The organism is Bradyrhizobium sp. C-145 (assembly GCF_023375135.1).
GTDB lineage: Bacteria > Pseudomonadota > Alphaproteobacteria > Rhizobiales > Xanthobacteraceae > Bradyrhizobium > Bradyrhizobium zhanjiangense.
Genome location: NZ_CP088150.1, coordinates 3,270,363 through 3,289,949 on the forward strand (window position 1 = coordinate 3,270,363; position 19,587 = coordinate 3,289,949).

General features: G+C 63.9%; 20 protein-coding genes. 16 read left to right on the forward strand and 4 right to left on the reverse strand.

Features of this window, described 5'->3' with window-relative positions:
* The first annotated feature begins 45 nt into the window (after positions 1-45).
* From LRP30_RS15075 to LRP30_RS15120, 10 genes are all read left to right on the forward strand, one after another.
* Positions 46-768, forward strand: coding sequence for a biotin/lipoate--protein ligase family protein (locus LRP30_RS15075; protein ID WP_249760837.1), 723 nt, complete (start codon positions 46-48; stop codon positions 766-768).
* Positions 765-1,304: a DUF6505 family protein gene (locus LRP30_RS15080; protein WP_128938372.1), complete on the forward strand. Its 540-nt coding sequence runs from the start codon at positions 765-767 to the stop codon at positions 1,302-1,304. The genes LRP30_RS15075 and LRP30_RS15080 overlap by 4 nt, the downstream gene beginning before the upstream one ends.
* Positions 1,301-2,308, forward strand: coding sequence for a DUF6352 family protein (locus LRP30_RS15085; protein ID WP_249760838.1), 1,008 nt, complete (start codon positions 1,301-1,303; stop codon positions 2,306-2,308). The genes LRP30_RS15080 and LRP30_RS15085 overlap by 4 nt, the downstream gene beginning before the upstream one ends.
* Positions 2,305-2,820 (forward strand): DUF3305 domain-containing protein, encoded by a 516-nt coding sequence (locus LRP30_RS15090; RefSeq protein ID WP_249760839.1) that lies wholly within the window; start codon positions 2,305-2,307, stop codon positions 2,818-2,820. The genes LRP30_RS15085 and LRP30_RS15090 overlap by 4 nt, the downstream gene beginning before the upstream one ends.
* On the forward strand, positions 2,817-3,443 hold the full coding sequence (locus tag LRP30_RS15095; protein ID WP_249760840.1) for a DUF3306 domain-containing protein: 627 nt from the start codon (positions 2,817-2,819) through the stop codon (positions 3,441-3,443). Before LRP30_RS15090 ends, LRP30_RS15095 begins: the two co-directional genes overlap by 4 nt.
* A gap of 121 nt (positions 3,444-3,564) precedes the next feature.
* Positions 3,565-4,344, forward strand: a complete 780-nt coding sequence (locus LRP30_RS15100) for a molecular chaperone TorD family protein (protein ID WP_249760841.1) — start codon at positions 3,565-3,567, stop codon at positions 4,342-4,344.
* A gap of 29 nt (positions 4,345-4,373) precedes the next feature.
* Positions 4,374-4,592 (forward strand): twin-arginine translocation signal domain-containing protein, encoded by a 219-nt coding sequence (locus LRP30_RS15105; protein WP_091887502.1) that lies wholly within the window; start codon positions 4,374-4,376, stop codon positions 4,590-4,592.
* A 2-nt stretch (positions 4,593-4,594) separates the two neighbouring features.
* On the forward strand, positions 4,595-7,537 hold the full coding sequence (locus tag LRP30_RS15110; protein WP_249760842.1) for a formate dehydrogenase subunit alpha: 2,943 nt from the start codon (positions 4,595-4,597) through the stop codon (positions 7,535-7,537).
* Positions 7,538-7,548: 11 nt separating this feature from the next.
* Positions 7,549-8,145 carry a formate dehydrogenase FDH3 subunit beta gene (gene fdh3B / locus LRP30_RS15115; RefSeq protein WP_091887497.1) on the forward strand — a complete coding sequence of 199 codons (597 nt, stop codon included), beginning with the start codon at positions 7,549-7,551 and terminating at the stop codon, positions 8,143-8,145.
* Between the two features lie 31 nt (positions 8,146-8,176).
* A complete protein-coding gene (locus LRP30_RS15120; RefSeq protein WP_128938377.1) occupies positions 8,177-9,184 on the forward strand; it encodes a formate dehydrogenase subunit gamma in 1,008 nt (335 codons plus the stop codon).
* Positions 9,185-9,213: 29 nt separating this feature from the next.
* Here the strand turns inward: LRP30_RS15120 and LRP30_RS15125 are convergent, their stop codons facing one another.
* From LRP30_RS15125 to LRP30_RS15140, 4 genes are all read right to left on the reverse strand, one after another.
* On the reverse strand, positions 9,214-9,414 hold the full coding sequence (locus tag LRP30_RS15125) for a hypothetical protein (RefSeq protein WP_249760843.1): 201 nt from the start codon (positions 9,412-9,414) through the stop codon (positions 9,214-9,216).
* A 196-nt stretch (positions 9,415-9,610) separates the two neighbouring features.
* Entirely contained in the window at positions 9,611-10,642 is a 1,032-nt protein-coding gene (locus tag LRP30_RS15130; protein ID WP_249760844.1) for a class II aldolase/adducin family protein, read from the reverse strand.
* Between the two features lie 10 nt (positions 10,643-10,652).
* A complete protein-coding gene (locus LRP30_RS15135; RefSeq protein WP_128945418.1) occupies positions 10,653-11,507 on the reverse strand; it encodes a TIGR01459 family HAD-type hydrolase in 855 nt (284 codons plus the stop codon).
* Positions 11,504-12,784: an FGGY-family carbohydrate kinase gene (locus tag LRP30_RS15140; protein WP_249760845.1), complete on the reverse strand. Its 1,281-nt coding sequence runs from the start codon at positions 12,782-12,784 to the stop codon at positions 11,504-11,506. Before LRP30_RS15140 ends, LRP30_RS15135 begins: the two co-directional genes overlap by 4 nt.
* A 140-nt stretch (positions 12,785-12,924) precedes the next feature.
* Between LRP30_RS15140 and LRP30_RS15145 the strand changes: the two genes are divergently transcribed.
* The 6 genes from LRP30_RS15145 to LRP30_RS15170 all read left to right on the forward strand — a co-directional run bounded on the left by LRP30_RS15145 (position 12,925) and on the right by LRP30_RS15170 (position 19,587).
* Entirely contained in the window at positions 12,925-13,950 is a 1,026-nt protein-coding gene (locus LRP30_RS15145; protein ID WP_249760846.1) for a sugar-binding transcriptional regulator, read from the forward strand.
* Between the two features lie 23 nt (positions 13,951-13,973).
* Entirely contained in the window at positions 13,974-15,413 is a 1,440-nt protein-coding gene (locus LRP30_RS15150; protein ID WP_128934684.1) for an extracellular solute-binding protein, read from the forward strand.
* 129 nt (positions 15,414-15,542) lie between these two features.
* On the forward strand, positions 15,543-16,469 hold the full coding sequence (locus tag LRP30_RS15155) for a sugar ABC transporter permease (RefSeq protein WP_176945595.1): 927 nt from the start codon (positions 15,543-15,545) through the stop codon (positions 16,467-16,469).
* A 17-nt stretch (positions 16,470-16,486) separates the two neighbouring features.
* A complete protein-coding gene (locus tag LRP30_RS15160) occupies positions 16,487-17,344 on the forward strand; it encodes a carbohydrate ABC transporter permease (protein ID WP_091887484.1) in 858 nt (285 codons plus the stop codon).
* A 4-nt stretch (positions 17,345-17,348) separates the two neighbouring features.
* Positions 17,349-18,455: an ABC transporter ATP-binding protein gene (locus LRP30_RS15165; RefSeq protein ID WP_249760847.1), complete on the forward strand. Its 1,107-nt coding sequence runs from the start codon at positions 17,349-17,351 to the stop codon at positions 18,453-18,455.
* Positions 18,456-18,471: 16 nt separating this feature from the next.
* Positions 18,472-19,587: an ABC transporter ATP-binding protein gene (locus LRP30_RS15170; RefSeq protein ID WP_249760848.1), complete on the forward strand. Its 1,116-nt coding sequence runs from the start codon at positions 18,472-18,474 to the stop codon at positions 19,585-19,587.

Genomic DNA, 19,587 nt, shown 5'->3' on the forward strand with positions numbered 1-19,587 from the left:
GCGGAGGACGGCCTGCCGTCGATCCCAGTCAGCCACGTTTCCCTGGTGGAACCGATCCACCTGCCGCCGCCGTTCACATTGGTGCGGCTGCGCGAGAGTGGCGACGCTTTTGCCCACGCATGCCGCATTGCACCGGAAAGCGGCGCCGGAACGCTCGTCTATGTCGGGCGCTTTGATCTGGCGGAGTTCGCCGTGGTGCTGGAGCCAGCCGAGCCCTTCCGTACGGCGCGGCGCGCGTTCTACGCCGGCATGGTCGCGCTCATCGATGCCTTGCGTGCCTACGCACCGCCGAGCAAGCCCATCACGATCGGCTGGCCGGATGCCGTCAGGATCGACGGAGGGCTGGTCGGCGGCGGGCGCATGGGTTGGCCTCTCGCGGCCATTGAGGAGGAGCCGCCGCCATGGCTGGTGTTCGGCGCGATGATCCGGACGGTTGCCATGAACGAGGACGAGCGGGGTGTTCACCCGCTCGCCGCGGCGCTCGACCAGGAAGGCTTTGGCGAGGCTGGTGCGGCGCAGATCACGGAGAGCTTTGCCCGGCACCTGATGCTGGCATTCGATGACTGGCAGGCGGGCGGTTTTGATGGCGTCGCGCGCGAATATCTTTCCCGTATGCCCCGCGAACGGCAGACCGTCCAGCGCATCGACGATCGCGGCGATCTCCTCACGCGCCGGATTGGGGCGGGCGAGATCGAACGTGGCGACCTCGTGCAGGCGCTTCTGGCTCCATCCTGGCTCGATCCGGCGCTCGGAGGGCCGCGGCTGTGAAGCTCTTGCGTACTATCGCGCTCGATCCCTCCGACACCTTCCTGTTCGATGTGGCGGCGGAGCCGGGTGAATGGGCCGTCTCCGGTGCTTTCCGCTTCTGGGATTGCGATAGTGCGAAGCTCGAGGGCAAGGCGCGCGCGGCGTTTCGCGGCGGGTTCCTCGGCGTGCAATCTTGGGGCTGGTCGACGCTGGCGCAGATCGTTCCGGCGACCGAGGATGATTGCCGCAGCCTGGTCGATCTCCTTGCCAGGCAGCTCGTCGATCGTTTCGGTGCGCCGGACATGGCGACAGCGATGACCGCCGCGGAAGAGGAGGTGGCGTTCTCGCAGTCGCTGTGCACCCATCCCGTCAGCTCGCTTATTGCAGTGCACCGGGCTTCAAGCGATGGCGAGGTCCGCGAGTCCTTTCGCCGACTAAAGCTCCGCGAAGGGCAGGGGCACGGCAAGGCGTTCTCGTTCATGGAATTGGACGACGACGTCCAGCCTGACGGCGAGCTCAGGCTTGCGGATCTGGGCCGGGAGCCGACCGTCAGATGAACGATTTCTGGATCGCCTGCGGCCATCATCTGCTCGATCGCGACGAGGGCGGTGGGCTGTGCGTCACCGACGAATTCCTCAAGGCCTATTTTGCGCGTCCCGAACTGATGCCGCCGGCCGATGCATGTCCGATCGAACGCCGGCTGCACCGCGAACTGCTCGCCGATCCGCGTCAGGCGGTCGGCGCCGACGAAATTGCCGCAATTTCCGATGCCGACGCACGGGAGAACTGGCAATTCGTGCTGGCATTCCGCGATCTCCTGTTGCGGCATCCGACGCTCGAAGCCGCCTATCTTGCATCGGTGCGATCAGGCGCGAACGGCCTGCCGCCACTGTTCGTCAACCAGCTCGTACATGTCATCCTGCGCAACGCGCTCGACGGCTGCGACGATCCGTTCGTGCTGCGCGCGGCCGAGCTGTTCTTCCGGGTCCAACGGATTTTGCCGCATGAGCAGGCCCTGCTGCTTGGCGACGAGGAGATAGTCGGCGGCCGGAGTCCGACCCCGGTGCTCTCCCTGATGTCGATGCTGGGCGCCACCACCGATGCGGTGCTCGATGTGCTGAACGAAGAGAATGCCGGGGCCTATTGGCAGCGCAGCGACCAATTCGACATGGCCCTTGACCTCACGGCCGGCGGACGTGGACCAGCTGCGCTGGCGCAGGCGATGACGCGATGGATCTCCCACCTGCTTGGCCTCGACGTCACGATCGAGCCGCTGCGTGCGTTGCAGGAGGCAAAGCTCACCTGGTATGTCGGACTCGATGCCGACGCCACTGGGCTCGGCGACCGTCTGTGGCACGGCGAGGAACTCGACCAGCGCAGCGCCGACCGAGTGCTCGCGCTGTTCCGGCTGACTTTTGCGGATTCAAGCCGCGCGCATGATGATGTCGGGGACGAACCTATCTACCTGATCCTGTCGATGACGGAGGATCAGAAGCTCCGGATGAAGCCACAAAATCTGCTGACCGGCCTGCCGGTGAAGCGCCTGGAGATGATGACATGAGCCCGGCGGTATCGCCACTAGCGTCCATCTCCGTCGGCGTCGTCGTCGAGCGGCGCAAGGCCGACTCGCCCTGGGTTGACTTCGTCTGGCGCGGAATTGCCGTTCTGCCGGACGAGCCGGCGGCACAACCCTGGACCGTGCTTCGCGAGCAGGACGGCACGACCCTGTTCTATGCGGGAAGCGCGACCGTGGATCTCTATCCGTCCGAGACGGCGCGCTATCGCGACAACCTCGCCTCCGGCAGTCCGAGCATCTGGACTGTGCTGTCGCCCTCGGAAGGCGCCTGGCCTTATACCCTTACTGCGGTTACCGCCGACCCCGCTGAGGGCGAGGGCTTTACCGAAGCCGCCGACAATCTCGTCGAGGCCGTGCCGATGCCGGAGGTGTTGCGCGAAGCAATTGAAAGGTTCGTGGCCGAGCACCATGTCGAGCGGGAGTTCGTCAAACGCAAGCGGGGCCGCGCTGATCCGGAGGCGCTGGCGCGCCGCGACCATGAAGGCGGACAGGAATGAGTGAGGAGGAGTTCCTTGCACGTTGGTCCCGCCGCAAACGCGAAGCGCGGGCGGAGCCGGCGAAGCCTGCCGCGGCGCAGCCCACGCTGCCGCCCGAGCGCAAGGACGATGATAGCGCGTTCGATCTCTCGAGCCTGCCGTCGATCGACGAGATCAATGCTGCGACCGACATCACCGCCTTCCTGAGCAAGGGTATTCCACCGGAGTTGAGCCGTGCGGCTCTTCGCCGCGCCTGGGCGACCGATCCCGCCATTCGCGACTTCGTCGGGCTTGCGGAGAATGCATGGGATTTCAACGACCCGACCGCAATGCCGGGTTTTGGGCCGCTGGATTGTTCGTCGGAACAGCTGGCCGCACTCGTCGATCGCATCGTCGGGGGGGTGCGTGAGGTGGTCCAATCCCTCCCCGAGACGTCGATTGAAACAGCGAATCCTTCGGCGGAATTGCATCAAGCCGACGCGACGGCCGCATCCGACGTTATCGAGACATCGGACGCGACGGAACGGCCGGCAATCTCTGTTGCGGTGCAACCGACAGTCGCGGACAGATCTGCGGATTTCGCTGAGCCCGTGAGGCGCCGTAATCACGGTGGTGCACTGCCGCGCGAGCAGCAGCACGACTAAAGGCTATAGGCTCAGGCTATGGACGGATTATTGACCGTCCGCGGAACCGGGGTTACGATTTCCTTAGCGCTTTGTAACAAAAGCAATAATCAAGCAGACGGGACTCGGATGGGAGGTCCACGTGCGGGATGACGGGCTTGATCGCGCAATCGATGCTGCAGGCGGCATTGCCCAGCTTGCGCGCAAAATCGGTATCAGCCAACCCTCCGTCTCGAATTGGACCCGCGTGCCTGCACAACGGGTGGTTGCAGTCGAAACCGCGACCGGTATTCCGCGCAACGATTTGCGGCCCGATCTCTACAGCGAACAAGCCGTATCAGCAGAGCTTGTCGATTCCGTCGATGCTGCGCGCGCGCAGGAATACGCGTTGCTAGCAACGTTGCTGTCCGCGCCGCCGTCGAAACGATTGCTCGAGCAGCTTGCGGCATTGAGTGGCGACGCAACGCCACTCGGCCGCGCGCATGCAGCGCTCGCCGACGTCGCCTCAAGCGCGGTCGCAGCGAAAGTCGAGCGCGAATATTTTGATCTGTTCGTGGGGCTCGGTCGCGGCGAATTGCTGCCTTATGCCTCGTACTATCTCACCGGCTTCCTCAACGAACGGCCGCTGTCGCGCCTGCGAGGAGACTTGACGACGCTCGGCATCGAGCGGCTGACCAACAATTCCGAACCCGAGGATCACGCCGCGATCATTTGCGAGATCATGTCGGGCCTTGCCGGCGGGCACTTCGGTGCCTCGCCAGAGGCACAGTGCACTTTCTTCGAGAAACACGTATCGCCCTGGATGGGGCGGCTGTTCGCGGACATCGAGAGCGCCGGGAACGCCCATTTCTATCGGGCGGTCGGCGCGCTCGGTCGCACCTTTATCGAGATCGAGATGGAAGCATTCACATTCGCCAACTGACCGGCACGCGCAGGTCCAGGAGAGATGCGATGAGTGAAGACAAGAAGGCCACAGTGGGACGCCGCGACTTCCTGCGCAAGGTCAGCATCGGCACGGTCGGTGTCGGTGCGACACTCGCGACACCGTTGGTCGGGTCGGCGCAGGCCGACAGTGAGACCAACGATGAGAAGCGCAAGGCGCGCTACAAGGAATCCGACCACGTCAAGGCGTTTTATCGCGTCAATCGTTATCCGGCCAAGGGAGGCTGACCGTGCTGATCAAGCGAACACACCAGCATTCCCCGCGCCACGGCTCCGTTGTCGAGTCCCTTGCGGGGCAGGCCGGCGGTCTCGACCGCCGCAGCTTCTTGCGCAAATCCGGTCTTGCCGGCGGTGCGCTTGCCGCGCTCGGCAGCTTGCCGGTCGGCAGCGTGCGCAAAGCGGACGCAGCAATGGCTGGTCCGCTCACCGCAGGCGCGACCATCCGCAAGAACATCTGCACGCATTGCGCCGTTGGCTGCACGGTGACGGCCGAAGTCTTGAACGGCGTTTGGATCGGCCAGGAGCCGAGCTGGGATTCGCCGATCAATCGCGGCTCGCATTGTGCCAAGGGCGCCTCGGTGCGCGAACTCGTACACAGCGAGCGGCGGCTGCGCTATCCGATGAAGCTGGTAAATGGGCAGTGGACCCGCGTCTCCTGGGATACCGCGATCAACGAGATCGGAGACAAGCTTCAAGCTGTACGTGAGAAGTCGGGCCCCGATTCCGTCTATTGGCTCGGCTCGGCCAAGATGACCAACGAAGGCGCCTACCTGTTCCGCAAGCTCGGTGCGTTCTGGGGGACCAACAACACCGATCATCAGGCTCGCATCTGCCATTCGACCACCGTGACCGGCGTCGCCAATACCTGGGGCTACGGCGCGATGACCAACAGCTACAATGATATCCGCAATGCGAAGACACAGGTCATCTTGGGCGGCAATCCGGCCGAAGCGCACCCGGTCTCGCTGCAACACCTGCTCGAGGGCAAGGAGCTGCAAAAGGCCAACTTTATCGTCATCGATCCGCGCCTGACGCGTACGGCGGCCCACGCGACCGAATATGTGCGGATGCGCCCTGGCACCGACATCCCGGTGCTCTACGGCATGATGTGGCACATTCTCCAGAATGGCTGGGAGGACAAGGAGTTCATCCGGCAGCGCGTTTACGGTTTCGACGACATCAAGAAGGAGGTTGAGAAATGGCCTCCGGAAGAAGTCGAGCGAGTCACCGGTATTCCCGGCGAGCAGCTCAAGCGCGTCGCCAAGATGTTCGCCACTGAGAAGCCGGCAACCCTCATCTGGGCCATGGGCCAGACCCAGAAGACCGTCGGCACCGCCAACGTGCGCGCAAGTTGCATTGCGCTCCTGATGACCGGCAATGTCGGGAAGGCCGGCGCAGGCGCCAACATCTTCCGTGGCCATGACAACGTGCAGGGCGCGACCGATGTCGGGCTCGATATCGTCACGCTGCCGTTCTACTACGGCCTCGCCGAAGGCGCCTGGAAGCATTGGTCGCGGGTTTGGGAGGTCGACTATGACTTCCTGAAGTCCCGCTTCGACTCCAAGCAGATCATGGAAACCCCCGGCATTCCGCTGACCCGCTGGTTCGAGGCAGTGACATTGCCCAAGGATCAGGTCGCGCAGAAAGACAACGTGAAGGCGGTGTTCGTGCAGGGACACGCCTCCAACAGCATCACCCGCATTCCTGAGTCCCTCAAGGGTCTGAAGGCCCTCGAGCTGCTCGTCATTGCCGACCCGCATCCGACGACCTGGGCCTCGCTCTCCGTGGAGGCGGGCCGCAAGGATGGCGTCTACATTCTGCCGGTCGCCACGCAATTCGAATGCAAGGGGTCGCGCGTCGCCTCCAACCGCTCGCTGCAATGGGGCGAGCAGATCGTGAAGCCGATCTTTGAATCGAAGGATGATCTTGAGGTCATCTATCTGATGGCGAAGAAGCTCGGCTTCGCCGACCAGATGTTCAAGAAAATCAAGGTCGAAAACAATCTTCCTGAAGCTGAGGATGTGCTGCGCGAGATGAACCGCGGCAGCTGGTCGACTGGCTATTGCGGGCAATCGCCCGAGCGCCTCAAGGCGCACATGAAGAACCAAGCCAAGTTCGACATGCTGAGCATGCGGGCACCGAAGGACGATCCCGAGGTCGGCGGCGACTATTATGGTCTGCCCTGGCCGTGCTGGGGATCACCGGAGGTCAAGCATCCCGGCACGCCGCTGCTCTACAACACCAATCTGAACGTGATGGACGGCGGCGGCACGTTCCGGCCGCGGTTCGGCATCGAGCGTGAGGAGAAGCTGCCGGACGGCACGACGCGGAAGGTGAGCCTGCTCGCGGACGGCTCGTACTCGTTGGGTTCGGGAATTCAGGACGGCTATCCGGAGTTCACGCTGGCGAGCCTGAAGAAGCTCGGCTGGGACACGGAGCTCACCGAAGCGGAAATGGCCGTGATCAACAAGATCAATCCCGCCAATCCGGACACGGTGTCGTGGGCGCTCGACCTGTCGGGAGGCATCCAGCGTGTGGCGCTGGCGCATGGCTGCGTTCCCTACGGCAACGGCAAGGCGCGCATGAATGCCTTCGGCTTGCCCGATCCTATCCCTGTTCACCGCGAGCCGATCTACACGCCGCGCGTCGACCTCGTCGCCAAGTATCCGACGCTGCCCGACGCCAAGCAGTTCCGGATGCCGAATATCGGGTTCTCCGTGCAGAAGGCAGCGGTAGAGAAGGGAATTGCAAAACAGTTCCCGCTCATCCTGTCGTCCGGCCGTCTGGTCGAATATGAGGGCGGCGGCGAGGAGACCCGCACCAACCCGTGGCTTGCCGAATTGCAGCAAGACATGTTCATCGAGATCAATCCTGCCGATGCCGCCGAGCGCGGCGTCAAGGACGGTGGCTGGGTGTGGGTCACGGGTGCAGAGAACAATTCCAGGGCGAAGATGAAAGCGCTCGTCACCGAGCGCGTTGGCAAAGGCGTCGCCTGGATGCCATTCCACTTCGGCGGCTGGTTCGCGGGCAAGGATCTTCGCGGCAATTACCCGAAGGGCACCGACCCGATCGTGCTCGGCGAAAGCGCCAACACGATCACCACGTACGGATACGACCCCGCGACGGGCATGCAGGAGCCCAAAGTCACTCTCTGCCAAATCGCGGCGGCTTAGGAGTAACGACGATGGCACGTATGAAATTTCTCTGCGACGCCGATCGCTGCATCGAGTGCAACGCTTGCGTCACCGCCTGCAAGAACGAGCACGAGGTGCCCTGGGGCATCAACCGGCGTCGCGTTGTGACCATCAATGACGGCAAGCCGGGCGAACGCTCGGTCACGATGGCCTGCATGCATTGCACCGATGCGCCGTGCGCTGCGGTGTGCCCGGTGAACTGCTTCTACACCACCGCTGACGGCGTGGTGCTGCACTCCAAGGATCTCTGCATCGGCTGCGGCTATTGCTTCTACGCCTGTCCGTTCGGCGCGCCGCAATATCCGAAGGTCGGCAATTTCGGCTCCCGCGGCAAGATGGACAAGTGCACCTATTGCGCCGGCGGTCCGGAGGCGGACGGCAGCAAGGAGGAATACGAGAAATACGGCGCGAACCGGCTGGCCGAGGGCAAGCTGCCGCTTTGTGCCGAAATGTGCTCGACAAAATCGCTGCTCGCAGGCGACGGCGAGATCATCGCGCAGATCTACAAGGAGCGTGTGATGAAGCGCGGCTACGGTTCGGGTGCCTGGGGGTGGAAGACGGCCTATCGCGAGACGATCGAATCCTGACGACGGTCGCGCGAACATTGAGGAGGAGCTCATGGTGTCGTTTGCAAAACTCGTTCGGGCGGCTGTCGGGGCCGGTGCTTTATTCCTCCTCATCGTGGCAGCTCCGGCACCGGTAGGCGCCCAGCAGGTCAATCCGACCGCAAGCTCGGTCAAGGAGCAGCAGCTCTTGCAGGAGCTGAACCGGATCCAGGGCCGCGTCAGCATCCCTGATCAGAGGTCCGGCGTTCTCGAGCAGCCGCAGGGGCGGGAATGGCGCGAGTTCCACAATGTCACCCTGCGCTGGATCGGCGGCATCGCGATCATCGGCATGCTGGCGGTGATCCTGATCTTCTATCTCACCCGCGGCATGGTGCGCCTCGAAAGCGGACGGTCTGGCCGCACCATCGTGCGCTTCAACATCTATGAGCGTTTCGTGCATTGGATGACCGCCACCTGCTTCATCATTCTGGCGATCTCCGGACTAAACATCACCTTTGGGCGACCGCTGCTATTGCCGCTGATCGGCTTCGAGGCCTTCTCCGAATGGTCGCAATGGGCAAAGTACGCCCACAACTATCTGAGCTTCCCGTTCACCATTGGGGTCGTTCTGATCTTTCTGATGTGGATCGGCGGCAATATTCCGAACAAGGTGGACGTCGCGTGGATGAAGCGAGGCGGCGGCATCGTCGGGCATGATCATCCGCCGGCCTACCGCTTCAACGCCGGCCAGAAGGCGATCTACTGGATCGTCGTGATCGGCGGCGGTCTCGTCGCTGCGAGCGGCTATGTCCTCATGTTCCCGTTCTACACGACGGGGATCGAAGGCATGCAGCTGGCCCAGATCGTCCACTCCATCGTGGCTGTGCTGTTCGTCGCGGCGATGATCGCGCACATCTATATCGGCACCATTGGAATGGAAGGTGCGTTCGAGGCCATGGGCTCGGGCGACGTCGACGTCAATTGGGCCCGCGAGCACCACCGTCTCTGGCTCGACGAGCAGACGGCGCGAACGGGTCCGAACGACGGACAGCCTCAACCCGCGACCGCGGCGGCCGAGTAAGGCGGACAGCCTGAAAGCGGAGATGCGTTCTACTGAGCCGGCTCTCTCGCAAACAGGACAGAGCGGTCCTGCATCTCCAGCTCAGGCAGCTTGCTGGCCTGACCGGTCTGCAGTTCCTTGATGGATGGCATGCTGCTCTGACCGATATGCAGTACGTGCGATCTGAGCACGCTGCTGGCGGCACCGGCGAGAAGCAAGGCTGCGATGAGCGAGGGCATGAGACTTTTCATGCGCATCTCCGTCTGCCATTCCACCCGACACGAGGGATACACCTCAACCGTCTTGCGCGGTGTGAGCCACTTCACAGCCAGCGGTTCCATAGTATGGCCGCGCGCCGCGAGGCCCGCGCGGGCAGGAGCCCGCAGAGTGGCCGATACCGCGCGAAGCTTCGCGACCAAAGTTACGGAATTGTTCCGTTTCAGCCGGTCAGCGATTTGCGGTCAGTTGCTGACGATATCGCTCGGCATCCCAATTCAGCAGCGCGCACTCATTCTCCCGCGTCAGATAGCGAACCTGCGCGGTCAGAGGTAGGCGGCCGGTCACCAGGGCGAGACAGCTCAGCATCGCCTCGGCGCCGTCGCTCGCGTCCTTGCGAACGATGCAACCGAGACCCGGTACGAGCAGCGCGACCGGCTGCGGCATCCCGTCCGCCTGCATCCGCGATGCCTCGGCGCGAAGATCCTGGCCTTGTTTCAGAACTGGCAGGCCCGGACCGAGAAAGACCACATGGTCCGGATAGAGCGACCCGTCGGTCGCAATGGCGCGGCTGTAAGAGTCGATTGCGATGCTATGGGATCGCGGATCCTTTGGCAGCCGATACCGTGTGCCGCCGCAGATTGAACGAAGCGCGTCTTCATCTGCGCCAATTGCGGAGCGCGGCGCAAGCGCGAGGCGGCTCTCGACCTCGTCGACCAGCGCCTCTGCGCCGGCACAGGTCTTGGCGCCGACCACCAGGCCATGATTGCCGAGGACCAGTACATCTACTCTGTCCTGCGTCAGCGCATGGTCTACGGCCTTGGCCAGTGGCAGTCCCGGATGATGATAATCGAGCCAGCGCCAGGCCAGTCCATCCAGTCGCTCGGCGAACTCGGCGCGCGCATCGGTCCGCACCGCCCAGGCGATGGTGTTGACCGAATGGACGTGCAGCACGACCGGATGCGGCATGAGCGCATGGAGGGAGGTCTCAATCGAGGCGCGCAGGGCCGTGCCGGCGCCAGGCGCGAGGGGAACCCGTTCGTCGCCTTGCGACAGCGCCGCGCGTGCAGCACCGAGCGAGACCGGCACGAAGATGTCCTTGTGCTCGGCATCCGCAAGCCAGGTGCCGGAGGCCTTTACCCACAGCAGGTCGTCATGCTTGATCGACGAGTTGCCGCCGGCGCCCTGGACCAGGAGGATGTTGCGGCCGACGCGCGCCGACATGCGGCGAAGCTCATGGAGCGGGGCAGGTTGCTGTTGCATCGCGCGCCTCTCACCAGGCCAGATGGTCCATCGTCCAGTGCGGCATCCGCGCATCCGCTCCGGGCGGTTGTCGTACCAATTCACCCGGCGTCTGATCGCGGTGCACGCCGGACCTGAGCAGCAGTGTCAGCATGCCGGCGCGGCGGGCGCCGGCGACATCGTGTTCAAGGCTGTCACCGATCATCAGCACGCGCGCCGGATTCGGTTGGCCCAACCGTTCGAGCGCTGCCGCAAAGATCGGCGCGTGCGGCTTGCCGACATAGGTCACACGGCCGCCCAGCGTCTCGTAGAAGCGGGCCAATGCGCCGGGGGCGGGGATCAATCCAGTGGCGCCGAACATTGCGAGGTCGGGATTGGCGCACAGCATCGGCAAGCCGCGTGCAGCGGCTTCAGTCAGGCATGCGCGCCAGTGCTCGGGCTCGGCGACGGCGTCGTCGAGACCTGCGAGCAGAATGAAGTCGGCCTTGCCAACGTCTGCGACGAGATTGAGGTCGAGCCCATCGACGATCGCATGATCGCCGCCGCGAGCGATCAGGAGGCAAGTGCGGCCGAACGCGATGAAGGGCTGCTGCACACGCGCCTTCAGACCGTGCCAGGTGACCTCACCGGACGTCAGGATGCCGTCATAGGCGTCCGCTGGAAGGCCGAGCGAGGCAAGCCGTGCGGCGTTGCTGCTCGCGCGCTTGCCGGAGTTCGACAGCACAAGGACGCGCTTGCCGGCCTGGCGCACCCGCACAACGCAGTCGCGCGCTAGGGGAAAGACGGCCTGGCCTTCGTGCAGCGTGCCCCATTGATCGAGCAGCACGTGATCGAAGCGGTCAGCGATCGTGCCGAGACCTTCGATGTCGACGAGATTGGCGATCATGGCGGGCCGCCTCGCAGTGCCAATAGCGCCGCGCCGTAACTTGCCTCCGTCTCTTCGGCAACGCTCACGGGAACGCCAAGGGCGCGCCGCCTGATCTCGGTCCAGGCCGCGTTCTTCGCCCCGCCGCCGATGCTAATGACGCGTCGCAGCCTTGGCGCTCCGAGCTCGGCCAGGCGCCGATAGGCGAGCGCTTCGATCCCCGCGATGCCTTCGAGCAGCGCCTGGAAGAAGCGGTGGTCGTCCGCTGGGCGCGGTGCGACCCTTGCTGGCAACGCTGGATCGGCGATTGGAAAGCGCTCGCCGGGCTTGGGCAGTGGGTAGTAGTCGAGCCCGGTCGCCGTCTCCGGCTGCAATTGCGGTGTCAATCGGTCCATATCGGCGGCGGTGAAATGCGCGAGCAGCGCTCCGCCGCCGGAATTGGAGGCGCCGCCTGCGAGCCAGCGCTCGCCAAGCCGGTGCGAGTAGACGCCCTGATTGGCGGCGAAGATCGGTCGTGTCGCCAGCAGCTTCACGACCAGCGTCGTTCCGAGCGAAGTGACGGCATCGCCGGGTGTATCGGCGCGGGTCGCAATGAAAGCGGCGACACCATCGGTGGTACCGGCCGCGATACGCGCTGCCGGCGACAGGCCCAGCGTGGCTGCGATTTCGGGATCGATATCCGCAAAGGGAGTTCCGGGCACCAGGACGTTCGGCAGCAGCTCGCGGGATACGCCGAGCTCGTCGAGCCAGGCCGGCCAGGTGCGTGTCACGGGATCGTAGCCGAGCTTCAGGACGTTGTTCTCATCGCTGATGCCGTGACGTCCGGCGAGCCGCCCTGCGATCCAATCGGCCTGATGCACCGCAAAACGCGCCTGGCCCGCTTCCGCGCGATCCGACAGATACAGCAGCTTCGCCAACGCGCTGCTCGCGCCGTGCGCACCGCTGTCCGCGGAGGCAACGGCCGCAATGCGGGCGGCCTCCGCTCCCGCGCGCGCATCGTTGTACATCAGCCCCGGCGTGCAGGGCCGACCCGCGGCGTCGATCATCAGCAGCGTGCCTGACGTGCCGTCGACGCTGACGCGCTCGACGGTCTGGAGATCGATCGTGCGGCCGAGCTTGCGGATCGCGACAGCCGTCGCATCCCACCAGAGTTCCGGATCCTGATCGATCGCGTTGCCGTTCTGTCGTGGCGGGGGAAGAGGCGCCGATTCCATTCCGAGCTTGGCGCCGCGCGCATCGACGGCGCAGGCGCGAACGCCGCCGGTTCCGACGTCGATGCCGAGGAACACGCCTGCCATTCGACCTCCACACCGTGATGGCAACCATTGCTGATAGCGCAACACGATTGCACCGCAGCACGTTTGGGGGATTGACGTTCTAATCCGCTTCTGCAATTTTTTGCAAGACGTGAAGAAAATTGCAAGCGGGCTTTTCCGGCGTGGCGATACCTTCCGACAGGCTGCCGATGGTGGACGGTGAGGCGTCGCTCGCAACGCGGGCGGCGTGGCTCTATTTCGCCGCCGGGCTGACCCAGTCCGAGGTCGCCGATCGCCTCAACATCCAGAGCACAAAGGCGCATCGGCTGATCGCGCGCGCGAGCCGCGAGGGCATGATCCGCGTCTTCGTCGAGGGGCCCGTGGCCGAATGCGTCGCGCTGGAGAACACATTGGCCGAGCGCTACGGCCTTTCTTTCTGCCGCGTCGCGCCGGATCTCGGCGAGAGCGACCTGCCGCTGAAGGCGCTGGCGCTCGAAGGCGCGAGCTTCCTGCGGCAGGTCCTGGAGCGCGGCGAGGACAAGATCATTGGCGTCGGTCACGGCCGCACGCTCGCCGCGGTCGTCGAGCAGTTGCCGCAGACGCCGGCGCGGGACGTGCAATTCGTCTCTTTGCTCGGCGGATTGACGCGGAAATTCGCCGCAAATCCGTTCGACGTCATTCATCGGCTGGCGGAGCGCACCGGGGCGGAGGCTTATCTTCTGCCGGTGCCGGTGTTCGCCAATTCGGTCGCCGATCGTGCCGTGTTGATGAAGCAATATGGCATCGCGGACGTGTTCGCGCTCGCGCGCAAGGCCTCGCTCCTGTTCGTCGGCATCGGACAAATCCATGCCGAAGGCTTCCTGGTTTCGAGCGGCATGATCAGGCCGGACGAGGTCGTCGAATTGAAGCGTGCCGGCGCTTGCGCCGACCTGCTTGGGCATTTTTTCAACGCCGATGGCGAAGTGCTCGACATCGACCTGTCGGCGCGTGCGACTTCGATGGAAGCGGCAGACCTCAGAAAGCATCGCATCGTCGCCATCGGTGGCGGGCTGGCCAAGGTCACGGCGCTGCGCGCGGTGCTGCGCAGCCGTCTCCTGCACGGTCTCATCATCGACGAGGCAACCGCTCAGGCCCTCGCGACGGAAAAGCCGGAGGCAACATCCGGCAAGACTACCAAGACCAGGAATAAAGGTCGGAAGGGAAAGTAAACGCTCATAACGGGAGGTTACTCATGCACGATCGCGAGAAGAATCTATTCGATTCCTACGCCGCCAAGCGCATCAGCCGGCGTGATCTGCTGGATGGTGCCGCAAAGCTCGGCATCGCCGGCGTTGCCGCCAACTCCGCCTACGTCGCCGCGATGTCGCGGGCCATGGCGGCGGACTTCAACTGGAAGGCCTATAGCGGCAAGACCGTCAAGCTGCTGTTGAACAAGCACCCCTACGTCGATGCGATGATTGGCGATATCGAAGCCTTCAAGTCGCTTACGGGGATGAACGTCGCCTACGATATCTTCCCGGAGGATGTCTATTTCGACAAGGTCACCGCGGCGCTGTCCTCGAAATCGGACCAGTACGACGCCTTCATGACCGGTGCCTACATGACCTGGACCTACGGTCCGGCCGGCTGGATCGAGGATCTCAACGCCTATATCAAGGACCCCGCAAAGACTAACCCGGCCTTTGCTTGGGACGACGTGCTTCCCGGCCTTCGGTCCTCGACGGCGTGGGACGGCGTTGCCGGCTCCGAACTCGGCTCGGGCAAGGCCAAGCAATGGTGCATTCCCTGGGGTTATGAGCTCAACAATATCACTTACAACCGCAACATCTTCGACAAGGTTGGTGTCAAGCCGCCGAAGAATCTCGACGAGATGCTCGATGTCGCCGCCAAGATCACCAAGGATGCAGGCGGGCCTTATGGCGTCGGCGTCCGCGGCTCACGCTCCTGGGCCACGATCCATCCCGGATTCCTGTCCGCCTACTCGAATTTCGGCCAGAAGGATTTCGTGATGGAAGGCGGCAAGCTGAAGGCCGCCATGAACACCAAGGCCTCCAAGGAGTTCCACGAGAAATGGGTCAAGATGATCCAGACCTCGGGACCGAAGAACTGGTCGACCTACACCTGGTACCAGGTCGGCACGGACCTTGGCGCCGGCGCCTCCGGCATGATCTTCGACGCCGATATTCTCGGCTACTTCATGAACGGCGGCGAGAACAAGGAGAGGGGTCATCTCGGCTACGCGCCGTTCGCGGCAAATCCGGCCGCCAAGGCGCCGACGCCGAACGTCTGGATCTGGTCGCTCGCGCTCTCCAGCTTCTCCAAGCAGAAGGACGCGGCCTGGCTGTTCATGCAATGGGCAGCCTCGACCGAGCACGATCTGTTCGGAGCCCGCAAGATGGATTTCGTCAATCCGGTGCGCGCGTCGGTGTGGAAAGACAGCGAATTCCGCGACCGCATCGCGAAGTCCTATCCGGGCTATCTCGAGCAGCATGATCTGTCGTCGCCGGGCGCCAAGATCTACTTCACGGCCCAGCCGTTGTTCTTCGACCTGACGACGGAATGGGCCGCCTCGCTCCAGAAGATGGTGGCGAAGGAGGTCAGCGTAGACGAGGGGCTCGACAAGCTAGCCGACAGCATCAATCGTCAGCTCAAGCAGGCAGGTCTTGGCTGACTTTGCCGCCATCGACGCCTCGCGTGGTGCCCGATTCCTCCGCGCCACGCCAACCCGCCGGTTCGGAACGCCTATCCGATCCGGGCCGGCGGTGTTGAAGCCAATGCGTGATCCGGTATCGTCATGAGCATGGTCCAATTGTCCCAGACGAATGTGCTACCGCGCCGCACCACGAGGCTGCGTGGGCGGATGCTGCCCTATGTGCTGAGCCTGCCGGCTCTGCTCGTCTGCATCGCCATCCTCGTTCCCTTCGTGACAGCGGCAGTTTATTCGCTCCAGCGCTACCGGCTGAACCTGCCATATCTGCGCGGCTTCATTGGGATCGACAATTACATCGATTTTCTCTCCGATCCCGCCTTCTGGAATACGCTTCGCATCTCGCTCATCTATACCGCACTGACAGTGGTGCTCGAACTGCTGCTCGGCCTCGGCATCGCCTTGCTGCTGCGGCGTCCCACACGCTTCCATAACGCAGTGTCGATCGTCCTGCTGTTGCCGCTGATGACGGCGCCCGCGATCGCCGCGCTGATGTGGAAGCTCATGACCAACCCGAGCTTCGGCATCCTATCCTATCTCGTGAGCCTGTTCGGCGTGCATGATTTCAAATGGGCATCCGATCCCTCGACTGCATTGTTCACGGTGGTGCTGGTGGATGTCTGGGTCTATACGCCCTTCATCATGATCCTGCTCCTGGCGGGCTTGCGCTCGCTGCCGCGCCAGCCGTTCGAGGCAGCGGCGCTCGATGGTGTCCCGGCAAGCTTTGTCTTCTTCCGCATCACGTTACCGATGCTTGCGCCCTACATCATCACCGCCTCGCTGTTTCGCCTGCTGGATTCGATCCAGCAGTTCGACATCGTCTACGCGATGACACAAGGCGGCCCCGGCGATCGGCTGATGGTGTTCCAGGTCCAGGCCTATCTCGAATTCTTCCAATATACCAATGTCGGACGTTCGGCGGCGTTGCTGATGATCCTGTGGCTGATCACCAATATCCTCTCGAACATCTTCATCAAGAACTGGCTGCGGCTGCGGGCGCGCGCCCACGGCCACGCGTGAGGGACGGGAAGACGGCGATGGATCATTCCAGTCTCGCAGGTCGTATCTTCCGCGGCGTCGCGCTCGCGCTTGTGCTCGTCTTCTTCATGTTTCCGATCGTCTGGATCTTCCTGATGTCGTTCCAGACCAATGAGCAGATCCTGCGGATTCCGCCGCGCATCCTCTTCGAGCCGACGCTCGCCAATTACCAGGCGCTGATTTCAGGACAGCTCCGGACCGCCGCCGGTAATCTCGAAATATCGTTCATGCGCAACCTTGTGAACAGTTTCGCGCTGTCGAGCGCAGCCGTGGTCCTTGCCTTGCTGCTTGGCGTGCCCGCGGCCTACGCCTTTGCGCGGTTCAAGTTTCGGCTCGGCGAAACCATCGCATTCACGCTGTTGTCGTTTCGCTTCGCCCCTCCGCTGCTGGTGCTGCTGCCACTGTCGCTCTACTACCAGCAGCTCGGGCTCAACGACACCTATTTCGGCATCGTCTGGGTTTACCAGCTCATCGCGCTGCCGCTGATCCTGTGGATCGTGCGCGGCTATTTCGAGGACATTAGTCCGGACATCGAGCACGCCTATCGTCTTGCCGGTCATACCTGGCGCGAGGCGTTCACACGGATCGCGGTGCCGCTCGCCGGGCCCGGCATCGCGGCGGCCGGTCTGCTCTCCTTCATCTTCTGCTGGAACAATTTCGTGTTCGCGCTGATCCTGGCCTCGGCCGACAAGCAGCCAGTGACTGTTGGTGCGCTGGCTTTCGTCACCGCCTCAGGCATTCAGTACGGCCAGATCGCAGCGGCGATCGTGCTCTCCGTCACGCCGACCCTGCTGCTCGCGCTCTATGCGCAGCGCTATCTTGTGGAAGGCTTGTCGCTCGGTGCGGTGAAAGGCTGAGGCCATGGCGCGTCTTGAGCTCAACGCTGTCGGCAAGTCATTCGGCCCGGTCCGCTGCGCCGAGGATGTTTCGCTGGCCGTCGAACCCGGCGAGATCGTCGCTGTGTTCGGCCCGTCCGGCAGCGGCAAGACCGTGCTCTTGCGCATGATCGCCGGCATGTTCGAACCGGACGAAGGCGACATTCTGGTCGGCGGTCAATCGATCGTGGGGGCGCCGCCCGAGCACCGCGGGATCGGCATGGCGTTCCAGAACTTCGCCCTGTTTCCCCACATGAGTGCGCAGGCCAATATCGCAAGCGGCTTGCGTGCCAGGGCGGGCGCGGCCGAAGTCGCGAGCCGGGTCAAATCGATCAGCCGGCTTCTGAAGATCGAGCATGTGCTAGGCCACATGCCCCGCGAATTGTCGAACGGGCAGAAGCAACGCACCGCGCTTGCCCGCGCGCTGGTCGGCAATCCCGATGTGCTGCTGCTCGATGATCCCTTGCGCAACGTCGATGCCAAACTCCGCTACGAGATGCGGCTCGAACTGCCGAGCCTGCTCCGGCGGAGCTCGGCTGCGGTGCTCTATGTCACCCAGGACTATCGGGAGGCGATGGCGATCGCCGACCGGATCGCGGTCCTGGTCGACGGGCATCTGGTGCAGGTCGCGCGTCCCGAGGAGATCTATGTCAGGCCGGCATCCGTTGCCGTCGCGCGCCTGTTCGGCGATCCCAGCATCAATCTGGCAGAGGTCGAGCCGGCCGCAGGGCAGGGCGGTCTCAGCGCGGAGGTGGCGGGGACGTTCGTTCGTCTCGATACCGCCGACCGTGCGGCCGTCGATCATGGTCCGTGCTGGCTTGGCGTGCGCCCGGATGATCTCGTCATCACCCGCCAACCAAGCGAAAATGCCATTCCGGCGCGCATCGTCGCCATCACACCGATGCACGAAAAAGCCGTGCTGCTTCTGCGCTTCTCCGACGGGACCGAATGGCTGGCCGCCCTGCCACAGGACTCCGCCATGGCAAGTGCGGAGGATGGCGTCTTCGTTCGCTTCGCGCCCGAGGCGGCTCTCTTGTTTGACCGCACGACAGGCCTGCGTTTGGACCTGTCGCCTCGGCGGCAGGCGGCATGATGGGAGCTCTGTGAGGATGGGCGTGCTGGAGATCAGGAAGGTCGACAAGGTCTACCAGAGCCGCGGCAAGCCGCCGGTTCACGCCGTGCGCGCGCTGGATATGGAGGTCGACAAGGGGGAGATCGTCGCGCTGTTGGGGTCGTCGGGCTGCGGCAAGACTTCGACCCTGCGGATGATCGCGGGCTTCGAGAGCGTCACCTCGGGGACGATCACGCTCGGCCAGCGCCGGATCGACGAATTGCCGCCGGCGAGGCGCAAGGTGGCGATGGCCTTTGAAGGCTATTCGCTCTACCCGCCGCTCACCGTTCGCGAAAACATCGCCTTCGCCTTGAAGGCGCAGCAGCTCTCGCATGGCGAGGTCTCCCGCCGGGTCGAGGCGATCGCGCGGCTGGTGGAAATCGAGGACATTCTCGACAGCTATCCGCGCTCGATCTCCGGAGGGCAGCAGCAACGGGTCTCGCTGGCGCGCGCCTTGGTGCGCGATGCCGATCTGTATCTGCTGGACGAGCCGATGGGCCAGCTCGAGCCGCAGCTCCGCGCGGTGCTGCGCGGCCGGATCAAGGGGCTGCTTGCTGAGCGCGGGATGACGGCGATATTCGTCACCCATGACCAGACCGAGGCCAGCGCGCTCGCCGACCGAATCGCGGTCATGGAAGATGGTGTGCTTCAGCAGTTCGCGAGCGAACGGGAGTTGAAGGATCATCCCGCGAACCTGTTCGTTGCGAGCTTCATCGGCGAGCCACCGATGAACCTGCTCGAGACCGAAGTCGCTCGCGCCGACGGCGGCTTTCGTCTCTCGATCGGCCCGGATGTCTCGTTTCAGCTCGATGGGCGGACGCTCGACCCGGCCGCGGGCCGCGCGCTCGAGCAGAGCCCGCGTGTCCGGATCGGCATCAGGCCGCAGAAGATTTCCGTCGGCAACGGGGATGTGCGCGTGCGCGTCGTCTCAAACCAGTGGCTGGGCGACCAGTCGCATGTCGCAGGTGAACGCGAGGGCCGTCTCCTCATTGCGGTGACGCCGAACAAGATCGCCGCGCGACCAGGGGACATTATTCCCTTCGCGCTGGAGACGCGGCACCTTCATGTGTTCGGCGCCGACGGCAACTGCATTCGCCACGCGGAGGCAGCCTGA

Excerpts from the sequence above, each read along its gene's own strand:
- LRP30_RS15085 (WP_249760838.1), top strand. The coding sequence starts at position 1,301 with ATGAACGATTTCTGGATCGCCTGCGGCCATCATCTGCTCGATCGCGAC.
- LRP30_RS15090 (WP_249760839.1), top strand. The coding sequence starts at position 2,305 with ATGAGCCCGGCGGTATCGCCACTAGCGTCCATCTCCGTCGGCGTCGTC.
- LRP30_RS15095 (WP_249760840.1), top strand. The coding sequence starts at position 2,817 with ATGAGTGAGGAGGAGTTCCTTGCACGTTGGTCCCGCCGCAAACGCGAA.
- LRP30_RS15105 (WP_091887502.1), top strand. The coding sequence starts at position 4,374 with ATGAGTGAAGACAAGAAGGCCACAGTGGGACGCCGCGACTTCCTGCGC.
- fdh3B (WP_091887497.1), top strand. The coding sequence starts at position 7,549 with ATGGCACGTATGAAATTTCTCTGCGACGCCGATCGCTGCATCGAGTGC.
- LRP30_RS15120 (WP_128938377.1), top strand. The coding sequence starts at position 8,177 with ATGGTGTCGTTTGCAAAACTCGTTCGGGCGGCTGTCGGGGCCGGTGCT.
- LRP30_RS15125 (WP_249760843.1), bottom strand. The coding sequence starts at position 9,414 with ATGAAAAGTCTCATGCCCTCGCTCATCGCAGCCTTGCTTCTCGCCGGT.
- LRP30_RS15130 (WP_249760844.1), bottom strand. The coding sequence starts at position 10,642 with ATGCAACAGCAACCTGCCCCGCTCCATGAGCTTCGCCGCATGTCGGCG.
- LRP30_RS15135 (WP_128945418.1), bottom strand. The coding sequence starts at position 11,507 with ATGATCGCCAATCTCGTCGACATCGAAGGTCTCGGCACGATCGCTGAC.
- LRP30_RS15140 (WP_249760845.1), bottom strand. The coding sequence starts at position 12,784 with ATGGCAGGCGTGTTCCTCGGCATCGACGTCGGAACCGGCGGCGTTCGC.
- LRP30_RS15150 (WP_128934684.1), top strand. The coding sequence starts at position 13,974 with ATGCACGATCGCGAGAAGAATCTATTCGATTCCTACGCCGCCAAGCGC.
- LRP30_RS15155 (WP_176945595.1), top strand. The coding sequence starts at position 15,543 with ATGGTCCAATTGTCCCAGACGAATGTGCTACCGCGCCGCACCACGAGG.
- LRP30_RS15160 (WP_091887484.1), top strand. The coding sequence starts at position 16,487 with ATGGATCATTCCAGTCTCGCAGGTCGTATCTTCCGCGGCGTCGCGCTC.
- LRP30_RS15165 (WP_249760847.1), top strand. The coding sequence starts at position 17,349 with ATGGCGCGTCTTGAGCTCAACGCTGTCGGCAAGTCATTCGGCCCGGTC.
- LRP30_RS15170 (WP_249760848.1), top strand. The coding sequence starts at position 18,472 with ATGGGCGTGCTGGAGATCAGGAAGGTCGACAAGGTCTACCAGAGCCGC.